The following is a 25,368-nucleotide window of genomic DNA, read 5'->3' as shown; positions in this document are numbered from 1 at the left end:
TTTTGTAATTTATTATCGGTTGGCGCTGTGTCGACCTTTAGTTCCTGGAAATACAGGATTTATAAGTATTCTTCATCAGTGCCGCGATGGTCATTGGGCCTACCCCTCCCGGAACTGGTGTAATAAAGGAACTTTTGGGTGCAACTTCTTTGAAGTCCACATCACCAACGATTGCGTAACCTGATTTCCTGGATTTGGAGGGTACTCGCGTAATACCTACGTCTATAACCACGGCGCCTTCCTTGACCATTTCTGCTTTTAGAAATTTTGGAACACCCAGGGCAGCCACAATGATGTCTCCCTGACGGCATATTTCCGCCAGGTCCCTGGTTTTGGAATGACAGAGTGTAACCGTACAGTTACCCGGATTGCTATTGGCGCTTAATAAAATACTCAGGGGCCGTCCAACAATATTGCTTCTGCCCAAAATCACAGCGTGTTTTCCGTTTGTTGGGACCTTGTTGTGTTCCAACAATAACATGATTCCATAGGGCGTCGCCGGTAGGAACCCATCTTCTTCGCCCAAAATCATTCTCCCTATATTTTCAGGATGAAATCCGTCAACGTCCTTCAGTGGCGAGATAGCTTCAATAATTTTCCGCTCAGAGATATGTGGCGGAAGCGGTAATTGCACTAGGATACCGTCTACAGACATATCCTCGTTCAACTCTTCAATTTTCTCCAAAACCCTGAGCTCTGCCACATCTTCCTCAAAATGGATTAACGTGGAGACAAAGCCTATCTCATTACAGGTTTTGACTTTGGAAGCTACATAGGTCTGGCTGGCGCCATCTTCTCCCACCAGTATAGCAGCAAGGTGGGGGACTTTTTTACCGGTGGCGGCTCTTTGGGCCACGTCTATTTCCAGCGTATCTAGTATAGCTTTGGCAGTTTTCTTCCCGTCAAGTATTTGCATGCTGCAAACCTAATAAAGTTTGGGTTCAAAATGAACATCACCCGGGAAAATCAACCACTGGGTAACCGGGAGCCGGAACTAGTGGCAGGAATATGCCCGGCGCGGGTCATTAAGCAATTTTTTAGGTTAATAAATTGATTTGAATCAATTTTTTTTACCGTTGATGTCTGATTGTTTTAGCTAATATTAGTATGATAATCAAGAATATGTACTAAAAAAAAGCCAAAAATCGAACTTAATTATGTTTTACAAATATTAAAAAAATATGAAACTGTTGTTAAAATTGTTTTAATTTTCATATTACTCTTGCTGAGAATCCTCTGTTTTTGCAGGAGGTTTTTATTAATCAACTAAACAAAATAGACATATGTACATGAGAAGAATGCTACTGCTGTCACTTTTGACAGTTTTCTCAATTTTGGCTTTTGCTCAGACCAGAACAGTAACGGGTAAGGTTACTGATGAAGCTGGCGCGCCGATTGTCAATGCATCGGTTCTGGTAAAAGGGACATTTTCCGGAACGACAACAGGTACGGATGGGACATTCTCACTTAAAGTGCCGGCTGCCAGGAACATATTATTGTTCTCTGCGGTTGGGATGGGAGAAAAGGAAGTCTCGATTACCGGCCTGAATTCCGTGAATGTTACGCTTTCCCAGTCAACTGCAGCTATGGAAGAGATTGTGGTGACTGCCCTGGGTATCAGACGGGCGAAGAACACCCTCCCTTATGCAGCGCAACAGGTAACCGGTGATGATGTAGCGAGAACAAGGACCGGTAACGCGGCGGCATCGCTGTCGGGAAAGGTATCCGGGTTACAGATTATCCAGGGTAACAGCATTGGTGGTTCAACAAACGTTGTCATACGTGGTATGAAATCCCTGACCGGTAACAACCAGGCCATGTTTGTGGTAGATGGTGTACCTATCGATAACGCAAACACTAATACGGGAAATCAAAGGACAGGCCGGGGCGGATATGATTATGGTAATGCCGCAGCTGATATTAACCCGGACGATATTGAAAGCGTCAACGTGTTGAAAGGCGCCGCAGCAACTGCGCTATACGGATCCAGGGCTGCAAATGGTGTTATCATGATTACCACAAAGAAAGCAAAGTGGGGTATTGGCGTAACAGTCAATACGGGCGTTATGATGGGGAAAATTGACAGGAAAACGTTCCCAACCTACCAAAAGCTCTACGGAGCCGGCTATTCAGACCCTTATCAGAAAGACGGGTTTTTGTATTTTGATGTTGACGGTGACGGAGTAAAAGACTATGTAGTACCCACTTCAGAGGACGCTTCATTCGGCGCAAAATTCGATCCCAAAATCATGGTGTTTCAATGGGATGCTTTTGACCCTTCATCGCCGAACTATAAGAAAGCGGTTCCCTGGGTTGCTGCAAGAAACGACCCATCCACCTTTTACAGAACAGCTTACAGTACGAATAATAATATTATGCTGAACGCAGCTACTGACAAGGGGTATTTCAAGTTAGGATACACCCGGAATGATGAAAACGGGGTGCTTCCAAATAGTAACGTAAAAAAGAATATCATAGACTTTGGTGGAAGTTATGCTATCACCGACAAATTAACAGCTTCTGCCCTGACAAGCTTTTCTAGAATAGACGGACGCGGAAGATTTGGTACCGGTTACAACGGGAGGAACGTAAATCAGAACTTCAGGCAATGGTATCAAACGAACGTTGATATACAGGATCAGAAAGCGGCTTATTTCAGAAACAGGCAGAACATAACCTGGAACTGGAAAGATCCTTCCACTGCTGCTGGATTAGTTCCAATTTATACGGATAACTACTATTGGACAATCTACGAGAATTATGAGATGGACACCCGTAATCGTATTTTTGGGAATGCCTCCCTGGATTATAAAGTGCTGCCCTGGCTGAATATTTTAGGCAGAATCACTTTGGATAATTATACAGAATTTCAGGACGAGCGTATAGCAGTCGGAAGTCAGGGTGTTCCTATGTATGCCCGTGTCGACAGAAGGTTTCAGGAGGTTAACTACGATTTGATGGCTACGGCCAATAAGCAGATATCAGAGAATTTTAATTTGCATGGACTGTTGGGTACTAACATCCGCAAATCTACACTGGATGCGATCAATCAGGCTACTTCGGGAGGTCTGGTGGTACCCCAATTATACACGATAGCGAATTCAAAAGGAGCAGCCGCCAATCCGGTGGAATCACATCAGCCGAGGGAGGTGGATGGTTATTTTGCCGGAGCAACGATTGGATACAAAGACCTCCTTACATTGGATGGAACTTACAGGATCGACAAGTCATCCACACTTCCTGTAAACAATAACAAGTACGGATACTGGAGTGTATCCGGAAGCTGGCAATTCTCCAAGCATTTGATGAACCAGCAATGGTTGAGTAGCGGTAAACTCCGGGTAAACTACGCCACTGTGGGTAATGATGCACCCTGGGGAAGTCTGCGGGATGTGTATAGTCAACCCAACCCGTTTGGATCAACCATTCTGTTTTCCCTTCCCACGACGAAAAACAATGAAAACCTGAAACCTGAACTTACAGAAAGTATGGAGGTTGGTCTTGATGCTGCATTTTTGAAAAGCCGTCTTGGCTTTGATGTAACATATTATCGGACAAATTCATATAACCAGATCTTGCCGGTAGCCGTTTCCACTGCCACGGGATATTCAAATATGTTTGTGAATTCCGGGACGATCGAAAATAAAGGGGTTGAGTTAACCATATTTGCTACACCGGTTAAGACCAGAGACTTTTCATGGGATATAAACCTGAACTGGACCAGGAACCGCAACAAGGTCGTTGATCTTTACGGTAATAGCAAAAACCTTCTCTTGGGTAGTTTCCAGGGAGGTGTGAGCATCAATGCCACCAAAGGTCAGCCCTATGGAACCATTCAGGGCAAGACCTGGATGATGATCGATCCGGCTGATCCAACAAAAACAAAGCCTTGGGATGGTACGGCCCCCAAATTGGTAAAATCAAATGGCTTCTACCAGGTAAGCTCTACGACCAATAATGTAATCGGTAATGTGAACCCTGACTGGTTCGGCGGTATATACAATACGTTCAAGTATAAAAACGTGTCTCTCGGCTTTTTGGTAGACACCAAACAGGGCGGTAATGTTTGGTCTCTTGATATGTTCTATGGCATGAACTATACCGGTGTTTACCCCGAAACTGCAGGACTGAACGACCTGGGTAATCCGATGCGGAACTCCGTGGAAGAAGGGGGAGGTGTAATTTTGGAAGGAGTGACAGCAGATGGTAAACCTAACACCAAAAGGATTGTACTGGATGCCAATTCACCAGCCAAACCTCAGGCCGCAAATTCCTACGATGCCAGTTATGTAAAACTCAGGGAAGCCAATCTGACCTACTCGATTCCTAAAAAAGTATTAAGCAGGACGAACTTTATCAAAGGTGTTGACGTCTCTGTATTCGGAAGGAATCTCTGGATCATTCACAAAAATCTTCCTTATTCCGATCCTGAAGAAAACCTTTCATCAGGAAATATACAGGGTATGCAGAGTGGTGCTTATCCCACGACCAGGACTTTGGGAGTCAACGTTAAACTTAACTTTTAATATAATGATACATTTAAATAGTATGAAAAAGATTTTAATTGTTTCGCTCGCTGTGGTTTCCCTATTCTCGTGCGGCAAAGATCTTAGCTCTTTGAATAAGGAGACCAAAAGAGCGGCGAATGTACCTGCTGGGACCTTATTTGCAAACGGTGTTAGAAACCTCTCAGATGTGTACGCTTCAGCGAGTGTGAATATTGACCCTTTGCGTTTCGTAGTAAAACACTGGGCCCAGGCCGTGTACCAGGAAGAAGCTCAGTATGACTTTTCAACCCGTAATATTCCTCAGACGTGGTGGACTATACTTTACCGGGATGTTCTCGCCAATCTGAAGGAATCAGGGAAAATAGTGACCGCAAACACTACGCTGGATGCTGGTGTGAAGTCCAATCAGCTTGCAATGATTGATATTATGCAAGTTTACTCCTTCTATGTTTTGGTGAATACTTTTGGAGATATTCCATATAGTGAAGCACTGGACGCTACCAAGCTATTTCCAAAATATGATGATGCAAAAACAGTTTACACCGATTTGCTGACCAGACTAGTGGCTGATATTGGAAAACTGGATGCATCTAAGGCAGGATTCAGCTCTTCCGAGGATTTGATTTATAAGGGAAATGTCGGCAAATGGAAGCTGTTTGCCAATTCTTTACGGATGAAGATGGGCATGTTATTAGCTGATTCAGATAACGGCGCCGCCAAATCTAACGTGGAAGCAGCCGTGGCGGGTTCTTTCACATCTGCTTCCGATAACACTGCATTTAATTATCTGGCGGCAAGCCCCAATACCAATCCGCTATATACCGATATCGTATTAGGTGGCCGGGGAGACTATGTGGCCGCAAAGGATCTGATGGATCAGCTTATTAGGTTGAATGATCCCCGCAAACCTTTGTATTTTGGTAAAAATAATGACGGCATTTATATAGGAGGTACAGTAGGTTCAGTGAATACTTATTCAGCAGTCTCAAAACCCAGCTCGCAGGTTTCTGCAGCAACCGCACCGTTGATTTTTCTGGATTATGTGGAAACTGAATTCTTCAAGGCGGAAGCAGTTGAGAGAGGTTATAATGTGGGTGGCACAGCCGCAGAACACTATAGCAAAGCTATCAAGGCATCGATTCTGGAGTGGGGGGGAACTGCTGCCGAGGCCGATGCTTACCTGGAACAGCCGGAAGTGGCTTATGCAACCGCTACCGGGACCTGGAAGCAAAAAATTGGGTTCCAAAAATGGATCGCCTTGTATAACCGGCCCTTTGATGCATGGACTGAGTACAGAAGATTTGATTTTCCAATAATGCCTCCTCCCGTAGGGGCAAAATCAGGCTTCCCGAACAGGTATAGTTATCCGGCAAATGAACAGCAATTGAATCCCGATAATTACACTTCGGCTGCTGCTAAGTTTGGAGGAGATAAAGTAGAATCCAAATTGTTCTGGGATAAGTTTTAGAATTTGTTCAGCCAATATGTGAAAGGGTCGTATCAAAGATTATTTTGATGCGGCCCTTCTTCTTTTCAGCAGCAACTAGTGCCATCACATACACCCACCGATTTGATGGAAGAACGGAATCCAACGTAAATTTCAAACTACATTTTGGGTGACTTGATTTAAATCAATTTTTGTTTTTTTGGGTTTACTCGTGACAATTTATATAACATCTTGGGAATCAGGAAGTCTTGATTTGAATAAAACAAATATTAATTCGATTGCTCGGTTATAATCTTAAAAAAATATGAAACAATTGTTAAGAGATAATTAATTTGCGAAGTGGTTCCTGAAAAATTATTTGCTAGTTTTTCAAGAATCATTATTTCCTCACACATAAATAACACACTATTACATGAGAAAGGTAGGTTTCTTATCGCTATTATTGGCTCTGTCGGTAGTCCTTTTCGCTCAGACTGGGATAATCACCGGGAAAGTAGTGGATGCAACCGGTAATCCGGTCCCTTTTGCCTCTATCAATATTAAAGGGACGAATTACGGTGTGTCTGCAGATGCAAATGGCGACTTTAAAATTTCAATGAGGGGTTCAGAGACCTTCGTTGTAACAGCTACGGGGTATGAATCAAAAGAAGTTACTCCCACTGGCGCCAACGTCTTAGTAACATTGATCGCTACAGGTACCACTATCGAAGAAGTCGTAGTTACAGCCGGTGGTACTAAAACACTCCGAAGAGGTCTCGGTACAGCCAGTACGGTTATAAAGGCCGATAATCTGGTTTCCGGTAAAGCTACAAACGTGGCCAGCGGCCTGCAGGGAAAGGTTGCAGGTATGATGATCAACGGAACGAACGGTGGGGTTAATCCGAACTTCAGGATGATCCTTCGTGGTCAGCGTTCATTGACTGGTAATAACCAGGCGCTGATCGTACTTGATAACGTGATCGTTCCTAACGACGTGTTAGGAAACCTGAATCCGAACGACGTAGAAGAAGTTACAGTGCTGAATGGTTCAGGCGCAGCAGCGCTTTATGGTTCACAGGCTTCAAATGGCGCTATTATCGTTACCACGAAGAAGGGACGTGCCGGACAATCCTCTGTTGTGCTTTCTCATACTACAACGATTGAAAGCGTAGGCTTTTATCCAAAGATTCAGAAAAATTTCGGTGCCGGTGGTTCGTCTTACGGATATGATGAATTTGGACTTCCAACCTGGTCATACATCGAAAATCAATCCTATGGTCCGCCTTTTGATGGCAGTAAACGCGAACTTGGGGCTCCACTCCAGGATGGCCGCCAGGACTCTGCATACTATGCCTACAATAACGGTCACTACGGATTCTGGCAAAAAGGCATTACTAACCAGGAAGATGTTTCACTTACTACAGGAGATGAAAAGTCAACCTTCTACCTGGCTGGTCAATATGCAGGAGTCACCGGAACCACGCCCGGAGATAAATATAACCGTACCTCAATGCGGATCAACGGTACTCGTAAGATTGGAAAATCTATAATGGTGACCTATGCCACAGGATATGTGCAAAACCGATATGATATCACTACGCAAACAGGCTCAATGTACGGGAATATGCTCAACATGCCGTCAAACGTGGATATCACCAAATATAAAAACTGGAGAACTGATCCGTTTGCGAATCCTATTGGTTATTACAATCCATGGTATGAGAACCCCTATTTCAGTGCAGACAATTATCGTAATAAGACGCGAAACGATTATTTAACCGGAAATATCGAACTGAAATTTACACCTATCCAGGGTCTGGATTTTGTTGCACGGCAGGGTATTGCATCACGCAATTACTCCTGGAAATACACACAGGCTGAATTTTTGTATACTGAATACTCCAAACATACAGATGCGAGTTCAAAAACCGATATACCAGGTACAGTGGCTGATGGAAGCGGATATACAACAGAGTTGATTACGGACGGATTTGTAAATTACAATAAGAAGTTTCTGAATAATGATTTCAACCTCACGGCTATCGCCGGTGTACAAATGCGCCAGGATGAAACCAAATCAATTAATGTGGCTGGTTCTGGTCTGGTAATTCCGGATGTGTTCAATGTGGGGGTGCGTGTAGGTGAACTTGCTGGCGGGGAAAGTAATGCAAAGGCCCGCCAAGTGGGAATTTACGGAGATGTCAGACTGAGTTATAAAAACTTCCTCTACCTTCACGGTACAGGCAGGCAGGATAAAGTTTCCGTGCTTGATCCGGCAAATAATACGTTCTTTTACCCCTCTGTCGATGCTGCTGTGGTCCTGAATCAGGCAATCAAGGCTCTCAACAATATCGACCAGATCAGCCTGTTGAAAATCAGAGCGGGTTGGTCAAAAGTAGGCCAGGTGAATCTGCCAGGTAACTACGGTGCTTACCAATTGTTACCTACTTACGGACAGGCATATGGTTATCCTTATGGCTCAAATCCAGGATTTACTGCGGGTAATACACTTGTTTCCCCAAGCCTCAAACCAGAAATCACGAAAGGGTATGAAGCCGGTTTAGATCTGAACCTGTTCAGAGACCGCTTTACCTCATCCGTGACCTTCTACAGTACAACGACGTCCGATCAAACGGTTTCAACCAGAATTTCTCCCGCATCAGGTTTTTATAATTACAGAACCAATGTGGGCAAAACATCCAGCAAGGGATGGGAAATAACCGTACACGGAACGCCAATCAGAACCGATGATCTGGAAGTGACGATTGGCGGAAACTATACTCATCTGAACAACCGCGTAGAAGAAATTACCGCCGATATTCCGAGGGTGCCCCTGGCAACCTATGGTAACGGTGCCGGTTCATATGCAGTAGCCGGACAGGCCTTCCCGGTGATCATGGGATTCGATTATAAACGTGACCCCCAGGGTAGAGTAATCGTCAATAAGATTACAGGTCTGCCTTCTAAATCTGATACGATCTCCATTCTGGGTGTAGCACAGTATCCAAATAGGCTGAGCCTCGACGGAGGACTGAGGTATAAAAACCTGACTTTCTCTATTTTGTTTGAATACAGAGGAGGCGCGCAGATCTACAATAATATGGGTGGTGAACTGGATTGGTCCGGTACAGGTTACAGAACTGGTGTTTACAATCGCGAACGCTTTGTATTCCCCAATTCAGTGATCAATACCGGCACAGCGGCTAATCCCGTATATGAAAAGAATACGAATATCACCGTTAAAGACGGCAACGGAAATGCCGGATACTGGACCGATGGTGTGAACAGAGATGTCACTTCAAACTATGTTACTTCGGGCGATTTCTGGAAACTCAGAGAGGCGGCAATCTCTTATGATGTTCCCGATCGTTACCTGGGTGATAAAAAGTATCTCAAAGGAATCAGAGTCAGCGTACAGGGCAGAAACCTGTTGATGTGGATGGCTAAGGATAATTATTATACTGATCCTGAATTTAGTGACGGTGGAAACGATACAAATGGTATCGGTCTTACAGGTATTGGACAAACTCCTCCCTCCAGATTTTATGGTGCAACTTTAACCCTTAAATTTTAACCGTCAATACTTGTAGAACAGTTTTGCTGAGAAGCATAATAGTTATAAATTTTACGACATGAAAAAAATCAATCTTCTTTTTTTACTGGCAGTGACGCTATCGGTTACTTCCTGTAAAAAATTTCTGGATATAAATAAAAATCCGAATGAAGCCACCAGTGCAACACCGAAGGTTATGTTGCCCCAGACCATCGTTGGAACAGCATCACAATTGAACGGGTACAATAGCATGGGCGCGCAATTGGTGGGATATATGGCCAATGCCGGCGGTTATGGCGGCTTCGGTTCTTCAGTGACTTATTCCTTTACATCGAGCGATTTTCAGGCAAGGTGGGATATGTATGATGTTTTGGAAGATATTCAACAGGTAATAGAAGCTTCACAAGGAACCCCGGCCAACAGATACTACGCTTCAGTAGCCAGGATTTTGAAAGTCCACGGGATGCAGAAACTGGTAGACCAGTACAACTCGGTACCCTACACCGAAGCTTTGGGCGGACTCAAAAGCCTGACCCCAAAATATGATGATCCGGTTGCTATTTATCAGGATCTTGGTACGCAGCTCGATAAGGCCATTGATACGATCAATCAGGCCCTGGCTGACGATCCCCAAAAGACCATTAGTCTCAACTCCGCAACCGATCCGATGTTTAAGGGCAATATGACACAGTGGATAAAATTTGCAAATACACTGAAACTTCGTTTAATGGTCACATCAAACGGGAAAGTGAATTTTGCAAAGAAGACTTTCGCCGGCGGATTCCTGACCACTGATGCTACGGTAAATCCGGGATATACCAGAGTTAACGGAAAACAAAACCCCAAATGGAATTCCTGGGGTTGGTCAGCTACCGGCTCCTCCGGTAACAAGGCCTGGATGCCCAACACTTTTGTTTTCGGATTTTATAACGGGAAAAAATTGACAGATCCGCGGGGATGGGCAGTGTACTACAAATTTGACGCCAAGAGCCCCAATCATAACAGGCTGGGTGTTGAATCCACTAATATTCCTTCCAGTCCGGAAGGAAGCTTCTGGTATCCAAGCGATCAAAGAAACGGCCGTACGGCTGGCGGTGCAACGGGTGTGCTGAAAGGTCCTGATGCGCCAATGCCGATCCTGACGGCAGCAGAAAGTTACTTCCTGCAGGCAGAAGCGGCATTAAACGGAATCATTACAGGTGATGTAGCTGCTTTGTTTAACAAAGGCATTGAAGCATCGTTTAAATATCTGTACGCGAGACCTGATGGCACTTATTCCGGCGATTTCGCGGACATTCCAGGTGATATTCAATGGTACAATGATCAAAATGCAGGTAATTATTTGGTTGATTTTAGTCTGGCTGCCACTAACGCCCAAAAACTGGAAGCAATCATTACCCAGAAATATATTGCGCTGAATATGGTTAACTCTGAGGAAGCCTGGAACGATTACCGGAGAACCCATTACCCCACAGTTGATAATAGCCCGGCAGCCGACGGTGTGCATACTTTTGCCTCTACGCAATCTAAATCCACCCGGCCGGATCACTTGCCAACAAGGATTCTTTATCCCTCAATTGAAGGCGCTGTTAATGCAACGAACATGCCTAAAAATATCGAACCATTCTCGTCTCTGATCTTTTGGGCAATGCAATAATTTATTCCAAAATAATTTAACATGAAAAAAATAATTAATATTAAGTTTCTGCTCATTGCACTGCTTCCGTTGGGACTGACCGCCTGCCTGAAGGAAAGGATCGGGAATATTGATACCGGGCATGGCAATACCCAGAACGTGATTGAGTTCAAAAATACCGGCGATAATGTCTCCGCACAGAATTCGACCTATCCGAGGTTTCACATAGACCTGGGTGCGCTTAGAATCTCGCAGAGCAAGAATTTTAATCTTAACCTGGGATATTCTGGTGTTAATAATGCGCCGGAAGATATTACCCTGAACCTGTCTTTGGATGCAGCAGCCCTGGCAAAATACAATACAGAAAACGGCTCAAACTATATCATCCCACCAGCAGCAAGTTTTAGCTTCCCTTCATCGGTGGTAATTAAAAAAGGCACAAGTGTTACAACGCAGCAAGTTAAAGTTACGTTGACTCCTGACTTTGACTTGAGTAAGAACTATGCTATTCCGCTCAAAATTGTCTCTACTAGTCCGGCCGGATATATCATTAGCGGCAATTTCGGATCAGCGCTGTACTCCCTGTCTGTAAGAAATATTTATGATGGGGTTTACACAATCACAGCTTTGGCACCGATGGTAGACGCTACGAACCCTGGGCTCACCGGCTGGTATCCGCTGGAAGGCATGGAGCTGAGAACTCAAACCGGTACTTCGGTAGCTCTTTGGGATGCAGTTTACTCGGGTACATACGGGCATCCCATTAAGAGTGGCACAAGCGGCTCGTATTACGGGAGCTTCGGTCCGGTGTTTATTTTCACAAATGATAAGGTGACAGACGTAACCAATTACTGGGGACAACTGTCGGGCGGATCAAAGAGAAGTGGAAAGATTGAAGCGACGTTCGCAAATAATGTAGTGTTCAATGCGGATGGAACTGTCAAGTACTTCGATGTCAAATACTATATGACTCAGACTGATGGGTTCGTCATACGTACTACCTTCACCGAAAGATTTACGAGGACAGGTTCCCGCTAGAAAATCTTAATACAAATTAGAAAAAGCTGTCCGCAACGGACAGCTTTTTTTTAATGTTAGGTGTAATGAACTAACTTCGGGAAACCATTACTTCAAAATTGAAAAAACACTATATGAAAAAAGGTTTGTTAAGTCTTGGTATATTTTTGGGTATAGCAACGCAACTGGCAGCTCAACCAGTCACAGCAGATCTGAATTTGAAGCCTTTATTGTTCAAGAACTTTTTGGACGGAACTGTTTTCATGAAAAACGGTTCGACTGAGAAGGCCGTCTTTAATTATAACACCAATAACCAGCAATTGGTTTTTGTGGGGAACGGGCAATATCTGGAGTTAACAGGGCTAGAAAATATCCGGGAGGTACAGTTGGGAAGTGCAAGTTTTATCCCCATAAAGGAAAAATTTTATGAAAGAACAGAGCGGCCGGATCTGGTTATCTATTACAGCAACAGAACGGTACCAAAAGAAGTTGGGTCAGACAAAGCAGGAACCGGTTTACGAAGCTCCGGTGAGGTGAGCAATACAGTTACAACCTATATTAACCGCGCATATCAAAACCGGAGTGATATACGGTACGTTCGAAATTTCGGATTGCTGATGGGTGAAAATATATATCCTGCTGATTCTCCTGCAGCGCTCGCAAGAGCGTTTGGCCTGTCGAAGTCACATGTCCGCATACTGATGGACAAGTATAAAACTAACACGCAAGATCAAAATGATGTAATCTCCCTGATCGACATTTTGAAAGAGAAGAGTAACTGAAGTTCAGCAATTCCATCCACTCAAGTGATAGGTACCTGACCTGCCTGCACCGCCGCGGGCTTATAGTTGTGTATTATGATGGGGGAAAATGGTACTTCCTAACGGCGCGCGAGTCAGGTCAGCAAACGCGCATTCTACCTGGTGCCAGGGGGAGAACTGATGGTCCGATTTCCGGGATTTCCAAGTCGCGCTGCCTTTTTTCTTTAACTTCGTTTCAAATATATAATATGGACAATCAGCCGTTACCCAACCAATTGAATATTGAAATTTCTGAAGAAATAGCAGAAGGAAATTATGCTAATCTTGCTATCATTACACACTCTCACGCGGAGTTTGTCATTGATTTTGTGAACGTGATGCCCGGAACCCCAAAAAGTAAGGTGAAATCCCGTATAATCCTCACACCCCAGCACGCGAAAAGATTTATGAAGGCCCTGGTGGAAAATATCGAGAAATTTGAATCGGCTCAGGGTCAGATCAAAGATCTGGATGAAATTCAGTTTCCAATCAATTTCGGGGGTCCCACGGCACAGGCGTAGACAACGCCTTCATCGGGGGAATGAAATCATGCTCACCAGGTCGGGGTTATGCCGGTTAACGTGCGTGTGGCAGTCATCGGGAGGGAATGAAAACATGCTCACCAGGTTTGCCGCTCTTTTTTCCACAAATAAGGAGCAAACATGAAATAATACCAGATGTTCCAAAGTTCCATAAGTGGCAGCCATTTAAGCAGGTCCCGTTCGTTCAGCCGCTTCATGGCGCCGCCGAACACGATGAACTGGATGATCGTTTTCGCCAGTAGAACCCCTAGCACCCATCTCCAGTCGAACACCAAAAATGAAGCAAGTGCAACGAAGTAGTAAAGGAAATGGCTAAGGCTGTACAATCCCAGCAGAAACTTGTGCCTGGGTTTGTAATATTTTGCCGTGCTGAAATGACGCGTCTTTTGATGCTTCCACTCTTTCCAGGTTTTTTTGGGTTCGCTCAGCGTGTGCGCATCCGGATCAATGACGATGGCGGTGTTTTTCTTAGTGGCGGCTTTACTAATAAAGAGATCATCATCCCCCCCTGGCAAATGATTGATGGGGGCGAACCCCTTGTGCTTCAGGAATAATCCTTTTTTATAACTCAGGTTACGACCTACACCCATATAGGGCTGGCCCGCTAAAGCATAGCTTAGGTATTGAAGTGCCGAGTGAAAAGTCTCAAAGCGAATCACCTTATTCAAAAAGCCCCGCTTCTTTCTGTACGGCCCGTAACCCAAAACAATTTCGATACCCTCATCATAGCCATCCTGCATTTTTTGCAACCAATGTTCAGTCGCCGGCACACAATCGGCATCGGTTAATAACAGAATTTCGTAATCAGCTTCGCGTATGCCCACAGACAGTGGAAATTTCTTTCCGGCAATCATTTTCGGTTCCTGCGTGAGCTCTACAATTTTAAGAGACTTAAAGGCTTGATTAAGTTCCTGCAGGATGTACTTGGTATCATCTGTGGAATTATCATTAACTACGACGACCTGACGGGTGCTGTGGTACTGCTGAAAAACAAGACCCGGTATATTGCGGGCAAAGTTTTCATCTTCATTTCTGCCACATACAATAATGGATACAGGGTGTTGAAGGCTTTCTTTCTTTGGTCCCGGCTTGAAGATGGCCAGCCGGCGGAAAAAATAAAGATAGTAGAAAACCAGGATGAGGTTTAAGAAAACAAAAAAGTAAAAAATAATATATGGTGGTGTCAGAATTGGCATGGCAGCAAAGATACACGCTTATCGATTATCCGCCTGCCGGTTTGTTGAGCGTTATGATAAGAGGTTTCCAACGGCAGAGGCCTGCAGTCATGGGTCTGATCATCGTTTTTGGGAATCCGGCCTTATTTCTTATGTGGTTATCCGGATACTGACTACATTTGTCGCAATCAAAAACCATGGCTAGACTTTCATTTGAAGTTCAACACGAGGACACGGGGTCGGCAGGAAGGGCGGGTTTCATTCAAACGGATCATGGGACTATTGAAACGCCTATCTTCATGCCCGTGGGTACAGTTGGTTCTGTGAAGGCGGTGTTGCAACAACAGTTGGCAGATACCATAGATGCCAGGATAATCCTCGGGAACACTTATCATCTCTATCTGCGGCCGGGCACTGAAGTGTTGGAAAGGGCGGGAGGGCTGCATCGGTTCATGGGGTGGAACCGGCCCATTTTGACGGACAGCGGCGGTTTCCAGGTCTTTTCCTTAGCCGGTACCCGAAAAATTAAGGAAGAAGGAGTGACTTTCCAGTCGCATATAGATGGAAGCCGCCACTTGTTTACACCGGAAAAAGTCATGGATATTCAGCGTAGCATTGGTGGAGATATTGTGATGGCTTTTGATGAATGTCCGCCGGGAGGTAGCTTACACAGTTATGCTAAGAAGAGCCTGGCTCTGACTAACCGCTGGCTGGATCGCTGCCTGCAACAGTTTAATCAGACTCAAAGCAAATACGATTATACACAAAATTTGTTTCCTATTGTTCAGGGAGGCGTTTACAAAGACCTGCGTAAGGAATCCTGCGAGTTTGTAACATCAAAAGATGCACCGGGATACGCTATTGGCGGATTAAGTGTGGGTGAACCTGAAGACGTCATGTATGAAATTTGCGGTTGGTGTTGTGATCACTTGCCCGCAGAGAAACCGAGGTACCTGATGGGCGTGGGCACGCCCTGGAATATCCTGGAGTGTATCGGAATGGGGGTGGATATGTTTGACTGCGTGATGCCGACCAGGAACGGAAGGAATGCTATGCTATTTACCTCCCGCGGTGTTATTAACATTGATAATAAGAAGTGGGAATTCGACTTTTCGCCAATTGACGAAGACCTGACTAACGGCATTAGTGACTATTATTCAAAATCTTACCTGCGTCACTTGTTCAAAAGTCGAGAGATTTCTGCGCTAACCATCGCCAGCCTCCATAATTTGTCCTTTTACCTTTGGCTGGTTAAAGAAGCCCGGGAACATATTGTCCGGAATGATTTCAGTGAATGGAAAATCAGAATGACTGAACAATTAAAAACCAGACTTTAACACATGCGTGAATTAATACCAGATAATGTTAAACTTGGGGATTCCACCTTTCACCAATTCCTCTATTTCATCTATTTTTGACCCTTTAAATGAAGATATTAGACTGGTACATATTAAAAAAGCTGCTTGTTACCTTTTTTTTCTGTATGTTACTGTTTACCGTCATTGCGGTGGCTGTTGACAGCAGTGAAAAGACCGATGATTTTGTAAAAACGGGGCTGAGTACCTGGGAGATTTTCAGACAGTATTATACGGGCTTTATACCTTTTATATGGAGTCTCCTTTTCCCGCTTTTTGTGTTCATTGCCGTAATTTTCTTTACCAGTAAGATGGCTGTTCGGTCGGAGATTATAGCCATTTTGGCCAGTGGCACTACTTATAACCGGTTTTTAAGACCTTACATGATTGGGGGGGCATTTCTTGCCTTGATATTGTTTGTGGGTAAGCGGAATTTCATCCCCCTTGCTAATGAAATTCAGGCTAAGTTTAAGAAAACATATATCGACAAAAATGATCCGTTGAAAAATCGCCAAGAGACCTCCTGTTATAATTGTTTTTACAAAAGGATTGATAGCGCCACTTATATGGGTGTAAAAAATTATAATCCGGATACAAAAACCAGCGGTTCTTTCTTTTTGGACCGGGTAAAAAATGGAGGTGTTGTCTACAATTTACGTGCGGAATCGATTCGATGGGATACGGCTGCAAGGCAGTGGAAAGCCCAGAATGTAGTGGAACGATTTGTTGACAGTCTCGGTGAACGCGTGGTGAGGACGCATGAAAAAACAGTCCGACTGAATATTGTGCCTGATGAACTCGTTAAAGACGAGTATCTGAAAGATAAACTCACCACACCCCAACTGGTCCGTTTCATTGAAAAGGAAGAACTCCGCGGTACAGAGGGATTAAATGCGCTAAAAGTTGAACGTTACAAACGATCTGCAACGCCCTTTACCGTGTTGCTTCTGACTTTCATCGGAGCCGTTATCGCCAGCCGGAAATCGCGTGGGGGAAGCGGAATGCATTTGGCGCTCGGAATTATTATTGCGGCCATTTTTATTATTGCCGATCAGTTTTCCACGGTCTTCTCTGTGAAGGGAAATTTCCCGCCGGCACTGGCCGCGTGGATGCCAAATATGCTTTTCTCATTGGTAGCGTGGCGGCTTTATGCCCTGGCTCCCAAGTAGAAGAGTTCTTAATATCAAACTTTAAAATTACCGTGACCCTGGTTCGCCCGAGTTATTTTGACAACCAGGGGCTTGAGGTTCTGTGTCTGTTTTTCTTTAGTATATTTGATGAAATTAATAAGTAACATATGCCATCATTTGATTTTGTCAGTAAAGTGGACGTTCAGTCATTGGACAATACGGTGAATGTGGTTCGCCGGGAACTTGCAAACCGGTTTGATTTTAAGGGTTCCCATCTGGTGATCGAACTGGATAAAAAAACCTTTCAGCTTAGTGTGGAGACTGACGATGAAATGAAGATGAAACAGTTGGTTGATGTGCTGATCAGTCGGGCTCATAAGCAGGGCATAGCCCCTGAAGCTTTTGATATGAGCCGGGAAGGCAGTCAGATCGGGAAGTCCTGGAAAAAGGAAATTAGCGTTCGTAACGGGTTAAAGCAGGAGGATGCGAAAAAAATCGTGAAACTGATCAAGGACAGCGGGCTGAAAGTACAGGCAGCAATTCATGATGATCTGGTGAGGGTTACTGCGAAGAAGATCGACGATTTGCAGGCAGTTATTAGTGCATCTAAAAGCTGGACGATCGAAGTTCCGCTGCAAGTGGAAAATATGAGGAGTTAGAAAGGAAGGGCCGCGTACATTTTTTCAGTAAAATCAGAAATAGGGAGAAAATTGCGTTATCATTCTTTCAATAGGGTGAATGTTTTTCGGACACGCGTCAATTAACTGGTAATTAATTTTAGTACATTTTGTACTTTTTGATTACCTTTGCGACTCAAAATTTATTAATAAACGTACGGCAAATATCGTACAACCTTAAAAATCATATATTTATGAAACAAGGTATCCATCCTAAAAATTACCGTTTTGTCGTTTTTAAAGACATGAGTAACGGTGACACATTTTTAAGCCGCTCTACAGCAGGTTCCAAAGAGACCATCAAATGGGAAGACGGCAACGAATACCCTTTGATCAAGTTGGAAATTTCAAGTACTTCTCATCCATTTTATACCGGGAAGAACGTACTGGTAGACACCGCAGGACGTATCGACAAATTCAAAAAGAAATACGCGAAAAAATAACTGTGAATATTATTTTGCAAAACCCCGGTCTTCCGGGGTTTTTTTATGGTGCGCAGAATTGATTAACTTCGCGGCTCGGTTTATGCATTCAATTCTATTTTCATCCAGTAATTGCCGGCCGGAAAACCTTTATCCATTTACACTCACGCGTCGGGTGCAGGACATAAGGATCGGGATGCTGACCCTTCGGTCGAGGTGGGAAAAGAGCCTGGGCTTGCCTTCGGTGGATGAAGACGTCTCTGCCGTGACGTCAGGAAGAGGTGTGCCGCTGAAATCTAAGGATAGCCGGAAGACAGTAAATGTTTGTTCGATAGCGCCAAATCTGCTGCCATCAAAAAAACTGCTGACTGAAATCAAAAAGATGAAACCCGGACACGTGATCCTGGCACCTGACGGAGAAATACTGGTTCAGATTCTTGAGCGGATAGACGGTGAAGTTCGTAGGGAAGTCAAAAAGAAGGTCGTCCCTTTTGATCCGGACAATATCCAAAGGGTTGTATTTCCCTGGGATATTTTCAGGCTTAACCGTACGACGCTTGAGTATGACTTTCAGTTGCTGACAAAAGGCAGGCATTCAGCTGGAATCGATCCTTCCAACGGGGTTAGCGGCAGAAAGAAACTGTTTTTGGAGAAGGGAGCAAGGATGCAGCATTGTATCATCAATACAGAAGATGGTCCGGTCTATATTGGGAAGGATGCTCTTGTAATGGAGGGTGTGCTGATCCGCGGACCGGTCTATATCGGAGATGGCGCCGTCATCAAAATGGGAACCCGTATTTACGGGGCCACATCAGTCGGCCCCGGTTGTATTGTGGGTGGGGAAGTCAAGAATTCCGTCCTGTTTGCACATTCGAATAAGGCACACGATGGTTACCTGGGAGACTCTGTAATAGGCGAGTGGTGCAACCTGGGGGCAGGTACCAGCAACAGTAATCTGAAGAATACCGTATCTGAAATCCGCGTGTCACTGGGTAACCGGACGCTGAGCGCGGGAACTAAATGCGGGGTATTTATGGGCGATTTTTCGAGGACCGCTATTCAAACAGCTTTAAACTCCGGAACGATTATCGGTGTCAGCTCCCACGTTTTCGGGACCGGACTTACTGGCAAGCAAATTCCTTCTTTTTCATGGGGTGCGGATGGGAAACAAATTTATAAGCTGGAAAAGGCCCTTGAGGATGCTGCTCAATGGAAAAAATTAAAAAATGCGACATTGACAGAAGAGGAGAGAAACACGTTGGCGCAAATTTATAATCAAATTAAATAGAAATTAACATGAGAAAACAAATCGCGGCTGCAAACTGGAAAATGAACCTGACTTACGCTGAAGGAGAGCAATTAATTGCTGATATTCTGAAGGCGGGAGTGGAAGTTAATTCTCACCAGGAAGTGATATTTGGAGTGCCTTTCCCTTACCTGCTGATGGCAAAAGAAAAACTATCCGGCAAGAATAATTACTTTGTTTCTGCTCAGAACTGCTATAACAAAAAGGCTGGAGCGTACACGGGTGAAGTATCAGTAGGCATGCTGGATTCTATTGGAATCACACACTGCATTATTGGTCATAGTGAGCGGAGGGAATATTTTAATGAGTCGAACCAAATGCTGGCAGAAAAACTGGATCTGCTGCTGGCTACTGGGATCACACCCATTTTCTGTTGCGGTGAACCGCTTGAAATTCGTGAGGCCGGAGCGCAAAATGAATTTGTTGAAAAACAGTTGGAAGAATCACTGTTTCACCTGCCGGAAAATGAAGTCAAAAAACTGATCATTGCTTACGAACCCATCTGGGCTATTGGAACAGGTAAAACGGCAACGACAGAACAGGCTCAGGAGATACATGCGTATCTGCGCTCTGTTTTGGCAAAGAAATATGGGACTGAAGTTGCTGCTGAAATTCCAATTTTGTATGGGGGTAGCGTAAAAGCCAATAATGCTGAAGAGCTTTTTGCCTGTGCAGACGTGGATGGCGGCTTGGTGGGCGGCGCTTCACTGGTAGCAAAAGATTTTGTAGAAATTATCAAAGCACTTAAATAATATTACAGATGCTGAAAGTACTCTGGCTTTGCAGTTGGTACCCCAACAAAATTGCACCGTTTGAGGGCGCCTTTATTCAGCGCCACGCTCAGGCGGCTTCTTTGTACAGTCAGGTTACAGTAATCAAGCTAACGCCCGACCCGGACGCGACGGGCGTTAGCCGGATTACCAGGACTTATCAGCAATGGCCTAACCTGACCGAAATCCTGATCTATTATCCCAAATCTATGAAACTGGTCGGGAAGACAGTTTCCTTTTTCAGATGGTATTCACTGTACAAGTTTGCGGCAGAAAATTATATTGAAAAGAACGGACCTCCAGATCTCGTTCATGTGCATATCCCATTCAGGTCGGGTATGATAGCCCGGCAACTTAAACGGAAGTATAAAATTCCCTTTGTGGTGACCGAACATTGGGGAGGATATAATAATATCGTTGAAGACAATTATGGACAACGACAGCCATGGTTTCGAAGTGTTGTAAAAGATACCCTGAAAGACGCTTCTGCTCTTCATTCTGTGAGTTTCTATCTGGGTGAACAGATCCGAAAAATGGTGCTCAATAAACCATTTACTGTAATACCCAATTGTGTAAATACAGAATTTTTTACATATAATCCGGTACAAGATTCTGGACGGAAATTCCGGTTGCTTCATATTTCAGATGGCTCCCCGGTAAAAAATGTACCTGGAATTATTAAGGCTTTCAATGCACTTGATACGGATGATTTTGAACTGACCATTGTGGGAATGCCGGAGGATCTAAACCGGCGGTATAAAAAAATGTACCCTGGGATTCATTTTACCGGAATAATTTCCTACCATGAAGTAGCCGATCAATTGCGAAATGCCGATTGTTTTGCTCTCTTTAGTAACTCTGCAAACCTCCCTTGCGCCATAGCGGAATCACTTTGTTGCGGTGTGCCGGTTATCGCCACCCGGGTCGGCGGTGTTCCCGAAATGCTGGATGAATCGAACGGATTGTTTGTTAGTCCGGGGGACGTTGATGGGCTGGCTGCGGCTATACTCGAAATGCAGGAATCGGTTAAGAGAATGAATCAAAAAGAAATTTCGGAAAATGCAACCTCCCGTTATTCCTTCAGGCAAGTGGCGTTTGAAACCGACGCATGGTACAAGTCTGTACTTTCCGCGGAGGGGAAAGATGACATTGTCATCTGACGGATGGCTGGTGGTTCGTAAGCGCTGAAACGATAAGTGAGTACAGATATTTCTTGCAGTTCCCCGATTTAGGATTAATAATTGAAACATATGTGTATGTAGACACACCTGGCCGTGTCGTTATTTAATGGATATAAGGTTATTTCTATTCCACTAAATATTCACTCACCGGATCAGGTAATTTGCTCACAATGGATTTCTTCAGTGAAATGGCAGAGGAAGAAGAGTAGATTCCCAACATGGGACCATTATAAAGAAAATCCATAAGTGTAAGTTTAACAACACCGTTTATAGAAAGTTCCATATAGTTGCCATGTCTTAAGAGTGCAAATTGATAAGTCCGTGAGGTACTTACTGCAAAAGTATTATCCTGCAGGTTCAGATATATAAAGTTATTTTTATTATTGTTCGGATTAAATCCCCAGGCTGAAACTTGCATATATCCGTTTACTGGATCCAGTGAATAAAAATAACCGTTACCTTCTGGATCGAGATCACTTAGTAATCCCAGTTTTCCCATTCCTTCAACGGTCAGCTCACCCTCCCAAATGAAACTTTCAGAAGGCTTCTCGATGCAAAATAATTCGTAGCCGCTGCGGCTGCTGAATATCCAGCCTTCATCAATTTCTATAATCGAGGATGTTGGATTATTAAACATTTTCGCCCAGGCTTTGGTGTCGTCATGCGAAGTTGTGCCTATTCTTTTTTCGTTCCATTTGTAGTATGTCTTTAGTATTAACCTGCCGTTGATATCTGTATCCAATTCTTTTGGTGGAGGTAATATTCTTAACGAATCGATACTTCCGTGGGTATAAAAAAAGGTATAGATCAAAACATGATCACCGTCTCTGGTAACACGTGCGGCATAGTTGCCTTGTGGAAGCAGCACGTTGTTGTGAAAACAATGGTATTCTTCCAGAAAATCCGGTGCAAACCAATAACGGACTTTAATATCTTCTCTAATCGAACCCAGAATGTAATGACGGCCGTTCAGTTCAAATACACATGGGCATTCAAGGTCGTCATATATCATCGGGTAGTGCAGTGGAGGCAGGTATTCCAGATGATCATTGATTTGTCGGACCAGACCTATACATCCGCGCCTGCTAACAAGTCCGGATGATGATCTTGCACATATCAGGAAGTACACATCACCTTTATAATCGTACCTGAAGGGGTCTCTGAAGCTCAGCCAGTTTCTTGGATTATTTTCCAGGTCCTCATAATAAGGCCCTTTGGACTCAAATGGGAATATGCCCGTGGACACTTTTTCCCAATTAAAGAGATCATTTGAAATTGCCAGACCCACCCTCGAGACCACACCCCGGTCCTGACGATGCAAACCGGTATAATACATTTCAAATACTCCGTTTATCTCGCAAACATGCATGGTCCATAGCATATCATCATCCCACTCACCCGGGTCACCGACAAACAATGCATTCTTGACCCTGTGCCAGGATATACCGTCATGGGAGATTGCATGCGCTATATAATCGTGGTTGGGAATGATGAGATGAAACAGGTGATATTTGTTATCGTGTTTGATGACGGTAATATCACCAATCTCCCAGTCGCTAAAGCCTGAACTGCTGTAGAATGAAATTTTATCTTGCGGCATAAGCAAAAATTGTTTATATTGGTCAATTTTCAAAAATTTATCCGTAGGTCTATGAAAGATTATTATATACAACTATTCAGTCCCCACGGGCTAATCCGGTATAATAACCCTGAAATTGGCAGGGATAAAGATACCGGTGGACAGGTAAAGTATGTACTGGAACTTTTAACGTCCCTTTCACAACATCCGAGAATCAGACGGGTGGATTTATTTACCAGAAAAATTCACGACAAGCGCGTATCTCCTGATTATGACAGGGAAATTGAGGATATAAATAAAAAGGCAAGGATCGTGCGTGTAGCCTGCGGCGGAAAAGTTTACCGCGAGAAAGAACAACTATGGGATTTTCTCGATGAGTTTGTTGACAGAACACTGCAGTTTATTGAAAAGCAGGATGATTTTCCCGACCTGGTTCATGGCCACTACGCAGACGGAAATTATGTTGCGGGAGAAATAAGCAGGATCTTTGGAGTTCCACTGTTTGCAACAGGTCATTCACTTGGAAGAAATAAAAAAAGTATTCTACTCAAAGAAGGGTTGTCTGAAGATAAAATAAACGAAAAATTTAATATGATTCGTCGTATCAGTGAAGAGGAAAAAACACTGATAAACGCAAGAGTCGTCATTGTCAGTACCCGGCACGAGATCAATTCTCAGTACAGTCTTTATGAAAATAAGGATCAGGCGCATTTTGAAGTTATACCACCCGGAGTTAATTCTGATATCTTTTACCCGTTTTACCGACTGGACATGCCTTCGTTCACCATGAGTCTGGAACAGGAGCAAGCCTTGTATCGGGTCAACGCAGAAATAGAACGTTTCCTTTTTGCACCTGAGAAGCCATTGATTTTATCCATAGGCCGGGCGGATAAGCGAAAGAATTTTGAGTCCATCATTGAAAGCTACGGAGAAGATAAGGAATTGCAGGCTATGGCGAACCTGGCCATTTTTGCAGGCGTGAGAAAAGATATTTCCACGATGCCGGGCGACGAAAAAGAAATACTGACTAACCTGTTATTGCTGATGGATAAGCATGATCTTTACGGAAAGATGGCTTTGCCTAAGAAAAATGAACCCGCATTTGAGATTCCAGAAATATACAGATTGGCCGCCAGAAAAATGGGCGTGTTTGTTAATGCCACGCTTGGTGAAAATTTTGGACTGACTATTGTGGAAGCCGCCGCTTGTGGTCTGCCGGTTGTCGCTTCTCCGACAGGTGGCCCCAAAGAAATTATTGGCAATGCGGGGAATGGTCTGCTGGTGAATGTAGAAGACAACAAGGCCTTATCAGCGGCGCTTAAAAAAATCATTTCCGATAAAGCATTGTGGCAGAGCTATTCGGAAAAGGGGATCAGGGCCGGCCAGGAGGATTATTCCTGGACAACACACACCAATAAGTATATAAGCCTTGTGGATGATTTGTATTCAAAGTACCGGCATGATAACGAAATTTCATTTGGTAAAAAACTAGTCAAAGCCAGCCTCGTCATCATTTCTGATCTTGACGGAACACTGGTCGATGGACCAAACGCCGAAGGATTGACGGAAGTGAAGAACTGGGTGGGGGATAATAAGGCTCACGTGATATTTGGACTCGCAAGTGGTCGTAATCATCTTATGACAGCCCAGGCGCTCAATGAATATGATTTGCCGGAGCCAGATATTTTGATTTGTTCAGCCGGGACCGAAATTTATTATACAAAAAACTTCATTCCCGACCCCGGCTGGGAGCGCCATATTAATTACCAATGGAAGCGTCATGAAATTCAAAAGGCTATGAAACATTTTCCCAAAATACGCCAGCAAGAAGAAGATGCGCAATGGAATTTTAAGCTGAGTTATTATGTGGGGGAAAATTTTTCTGCGGATGACCTTGCAGAATTGTATCGCTATCTGGATGAGAAAAGGCTGCGGGCAAGGATATTACTTACAGAAAACAAATATCTTGATATTTTACCCGTCAGAGCAGGGAAGGGCAGGGCAGTCAGGTATTTAAGTGCCAAGTGGAAACTACCAATCGAGCAGTTCATCACTGCAGGCAATGCGGGGAATGATATGGGCATGCTGAAAGGTAAGACCAAGGGTATCGTTGTAGCCAATTACAGTCCGGAACTGGAACCTTTGCGGCAGAGCAGATCTGTGTATTTCTCAAAACAACCTACAGCCAGAGGTGTACTCGAGGGGATAAAATATTATGTCCGTAGTTAGACTGCTGAATTTAAGCGCCGGATTTGATCAGATGCAAAATATAGTGCCATGTACACCTGATG

The 25,368-nt window shown here is 44.1% G+C and carries 18 protein-coding genes; 15 read left to right on the top strand and 3 right to left on the bottom strand.

What is annotated here, in order from left to right:
• Positions 1–37: 37 nt before the first annotated feature.
• Positions 38–916 carry a bifunctional 5,10-methylenetetrahydrofolate dehydrogenase/5,10-methenyltetrahydrofolate cyclohydrolase gene (locus AC3WS5_RS12105; RefSeq protein ID WP_492467642.1) on the bottom strand — a complete coding sequence of 293 codons (879 nt, stop codon included), beginning with the start codon at positions 914–916 and terminating at the stop codon, positions 38–40.
• Positions 917–1,289: 373 nt separating this feature from the next.
• Here AC3WS5_RS12105 and AC3WS5_RS12100 point away from each other — a divergent pair, with 373 nt between their 5' ends.
• The 7 genes from AC3WS5_RS12100 to AC3WS5_RS12070 all read left to right on the top strand — a co-directional run bounded on the left by AC3WS5_RS12100 (position 1,290) and on the right by AC3WS5_RS12070 (position 13,461).
• Positions 1,290–4,526: a SusC/RagA family TonB-linked outer membrane protein gene (locus AC3WS5_RS12100; protein ID WP_492467641.1), complete on the top strand. Its 3,237-nt coding sequence runs from the start codon at positions 1,290–1,292 to the stop codon at positions 4,524–4,526.
• A gap of 22 nt (positions 4,527–4,548) precedes the next feature.
• Positions 4,549–5,976 (top strand): SusD/RagB family nutrient-binding outer membrane lipoprotein, encoded by a 1,428-nt coding sequence (locus AC3WS5_RS12095; RefSeq protein WP_492467640.1) that lies wholly within the window; start codon positions 4,549–4,551, stop codon positions 5,974–5,976.
• 391 nt (positions 5,977–6,367) lie between these two features.
• The gene (locus tag AC3WS5_RS12090; protein ID WP_492467639.1) at positions 6,368–9,508 is read left to right on the top strand and encodes a SusC/RagA family TonB-linked outer membrane protein; all 3,141 of its coding nucleotides are present in this window, start codon (positions 6,368–6,370) and stop codon (positions 9,506–9,508) included.
• A gap of 58 nt (positions 9,509–9,566) precedes the next feature.
• Entirely contained in the window at positions 9,567–11,144 is a 1,578-nt protein-coding gene (locus AC3WS5_RS12085; RefSeq protein ID WP_492467638.1) for a SusD/RagB family nutrient-binding outer membrane lipoprotein, read from the top strand.
• 21 nt (positions 11,145–11,165) lie between these two features.
• On the top strand, positions 11,166–12,161 hold the full coding sequence (locus AC3WS5_RS12080; RefSeq protein WP_492467637.1) for a DUF1735 domain-containing protein: 996 nt from the start codon (positions 11,166–11,168) through the stop codon (positions 12,159–12,161).
• A 113-nt stretch (positions 12,162–12,274) separates the two neighbouring features.
• Positions 12,275–12,922, top strand: coding sequence for a hypothetical protein (locus AC3WS5_RS12075; protein ID WP_492467636.1), 648 nt, complete (start codon positions 12,275–12,277; stop codon positions 12,920–12,922).
• A 227-nt stretch (positions 12,923–13,149) separates the two neighbouring features.
• Positions 13,150–13,461: a DUF3467 domain-containing protein gene (locus tag AC3WS5_RS12070; RefSeq protein WP_492467635.1), complete on the top strand. Its 312-nt coding sequence runs from the start codon at positions 13,150–13,152 to the stop codon at positions 13,459–13,461.
• Positions 13,462–13,559: 98 nt separating this feature from the next.
• Here the strand turns inward: AC3WS5_RS12070 and AC3WS5_RS12065 are convergent, their stop codons facing one another.
• Positions 13,560–14,678: a glycosyltransferase gene (locus AC3WS5_RS12065; protein ID WP_492467634.1), complete on the bottom strand. Its 1,119-nt coding sequence runs from the start codon at positions 14,676–14,678 to the stop codon at positions 13,560–13,562.
• Positions 14,679–14,854: 176 nt separating this feature from the next.
• On the opposite strand from AC3WS5_RS12065, the gene tgt reads away from it, so the two are divergent.
• The 7 genes from tgt (at position 14,855) to AC3WS5_RS12030 (ending at position 21,477) form a co-directional block, all read left to right on the top strand.
• Positions 14,855–15,994: a tRNA guanosine(34) transglycosylase Tgt gene (tgt, locus tag AC3WS5_RS12060; protein WP_492467633.1), complete on the top strand. Its 1,140-nt coding sequence runs from the start codon at positions 14,855–14,857 to the stop codon at positions 15,992–15,994.
• A gap of 89 nt (positions 15,995–16,083) precedes the next feature.
• Positions 16,084–17,181, top strand: a complete 1,098-nt coding sequence (locus AC3WS5_RS12055; RefSeq protein WP_492467632.1) for an LptF/LptG family permease — start codon at positions 16,084–16,086, stop codon at positions 17,179–17,181.
• A 128-nt stretch (positions 17,182–17,309) separates the two neighbouring features.
• Positions 17,310–17,801, top strand: a complete 492-nt coding sequence (locus tag AC3WS5_RS12050; protein WP_492467631.1) for a YajQ family cyclic di-GMP-binding protein — start codon at positions 17,310–17,312, stop codon at positions 17,799–17,801.
• Between the two features lie 212 nt (positions 17,802–18,013).
• A complete protein-coding gene (locus AC3WS5_RS12045; protein ID WP_492467630.1) occupies positions 18,014–18,262 on the top strand; it encodes a type B 50S ribosomal protein L31 in 249 nt (82 codons plus the stop codon).
• 82 nt (positions 18,263–18,344) lie between these two features.
• Positions 18,345–19,529 carry a putative sugar nucleotidyl transferase gene (locus AC3WS5_RS12040; RefSeq protein WP_492467629.1) on the top strand — a complete coding sequence of 395 codons (1,185 nt, stop codon included), beginning with the start codon at positions 18,345–18,347 and terminating at the stop codon, positions 19,527–19,529.
• Positions 19,530–19,537: 8 nt separating this feature from the next.
• Positions 19,538–20,299, top strand: coding sequence for a triose-phosphate isomerase (gene tpiA, locus AC3WS5_RS12035; RefSeq protein WP_492467628.1), 762 nt, complete (start codon positions 19,538–19,540; stop codon positions 20,297–20,299).
• A gap of 8 nt (positions 20,300–20,307) precedes the next feature.
• A complete protein-coding gene (locus AC3WS5_RS12030) occupies positions 20,308–21,477 on the top strand; it encodes a glycosyltransferase (protein ID WP_492467627.1) in 1,170 nt (389 codons plus the stop codon).
• Positions 21,478–21,622: 145 nt separating this feature from the next.
• Here the strand turns inward: AC3WS5_RS12030 and AC3WS5_RS12025 are convergent, their stop codons facing one another.
• The gene (locus AC3WS5_RS12025; protein WP_492467626.1) at positions 21,623–23,098 is read right to left on the bottom strand and encodes a glycoside hydrolase family protein; all 1,476 of its coding nucleotides are present in this window, start codon (positions 23,096–23,098) and stop codon (positions 21,623–21,625) included.
• Here AC3WS5_RS12025 and AC3WS5_RS12020 point away from each other — a divergent pair.
• Positions 23,090–25,306, top strand: a complete 2,217-nt coding sequence (locus tag AC3WS5_RS12020) for an HAD family hydrolase (RefSeq protein WP_492467625.1) — start codon at positions 23,090–23,092, stop codon at positions 25,304–25,306. The two genes, AC3WS5_RS12025 and AC3WS5_RS12020, sit on opposite strands and share 9 nt — an antisense overlap.
• Positions 25,307–25,368: the final 62 nt, after the last annotated feature.

This window comes from Niabella sp. CPT15-335-S11 (assembly GCF_058792415.1).
This window is presented reverse-complemented; position numbering and strand designations above follow the sequence as displayed.

Excerpts from the sequence above, each read along its gene's own strand:
- AC3WS5_RS12055 (WP_492467632.1), top strand. The coding sequence starts at position 16,084 with ATGAAGATATTAGACTGGTACATATTAAAAAAGCTGCTTGTTACCTTT.
- AC3WS5_RS12095 (WP_492467640.1), top strand. The coding sequence starts at position 4,549 with ATGAAAAAGATTTTAATTGTTTCGCTCGCTGTGGTTTCCCTATTCTCG.
- AC3WS5_RS12100 (WP_492467641.1), top strand. The coding sequence starts at position 1,290 with ATGAGAAGAATGCTACTGCTGTCACTTTTGACAGTTTTCTCAATTTTG.
- AC3WS5_RS12090 (WP_492467639.1), top strand. The coding sequence starts at position 6,368 with ATGAGAAAGGTAGGTTTCTTATCGCTATTATTGGCTCTGTCGGTAGTC.
- AC3WS5_RS12070 (WP_492467635.1), top strand. The coding sequence starts at position 13,150 with ATGGACAATCAGCCGTTACCCAACCAATTGAATATTGAAATTTCTGAA.
- AC3WS5_RS12065 (WP_492467634.1), bottom strand. The coding sequence starts at position 14,678 with ATGCCAATTCTGACACCACCATATATTATTTTTTACTTTTTTGTTTTC.
- AC3WS5_RS12045 (WP_492467630.1), top strand. The coding sequence starts at position 18,014 with ATGAAACAAGGTATCCATCCTAAAAATTACCGTTTTGTCGTTTTTAAA.
- AC3WS5_RS12080 (WP_492467637.1), top strand. The coding sequence starts at position 11,166 with ATGAAAAAAATAATTAATATTAAGTTTCTGCTCATTGCACTGCTTCCG.
- tpiA (WP_492467628.1), top strand. The coding sequence starts at position 19,538 with ATGAGAAAACAAATCGCGGCTGCAAACTGGAAAATGAACCTGACTTAC.
- AC3WS5_RS12030 (WP_492467627.1), top strand. The coding sequence starts at position 20,308 with ATGCTGAAAGTACTCTGGCTTTGCAGTTGGTACCCCAACAAAATTGCA.
- tgt (WP_492467633.1), top strand. The coding sequence starts at position 14,855 with ATGGCTAGACTTTCATTTGAAGTTCAACACGAGGACACGGGGTCGGCA.
- AC3WS5_RS12025 (WP_492467626.1), bottom strand. The coding sequence starts at position 23,098 with ATGCCGCAAGATAAAATTTCATTCTACAGCAGTTCAGGCTTTAGCGAC.
- AC3WS5_RS12105 (WP_492467642.1), bottom strand. The coding sequence starts at position 916 with ATGCAAATACTTGACGGGAAGAAAACTGCCAAAGCTATACTAGATACG.
- AC3WS5_RS12085 (WP_492467638.1), top strand. The coding sequence starts at position 9,567 with ATGAAAAAAATCAATCTTCTTTTTTTACTGGCAGTGACGCTATCGGTT.
- AC3WS5_RS12050 (WP_492467631.1), top strand. The coding sequence starts at position 17,310 with ATGCCATCATTTGATTTTGTCAGTAAAGTGGACGTTCAGTCATTGGAC.
- AC3WS5_RS12040 (WP_492467629.1), top strand. The coding sequence starts at position 18,345 with ATGCATTCAATTCTATTTTCATCCAGTAATTGCCGGCCGGAAAACCTT.
- AC3WS5_RS12075 (WP_492467636.1), top strand. The coding sequence starts at position 12,275 with ATGAAAAAAGGTTTGTTAAGTCTTGGTATATTTTTGGGTATAGCAACG.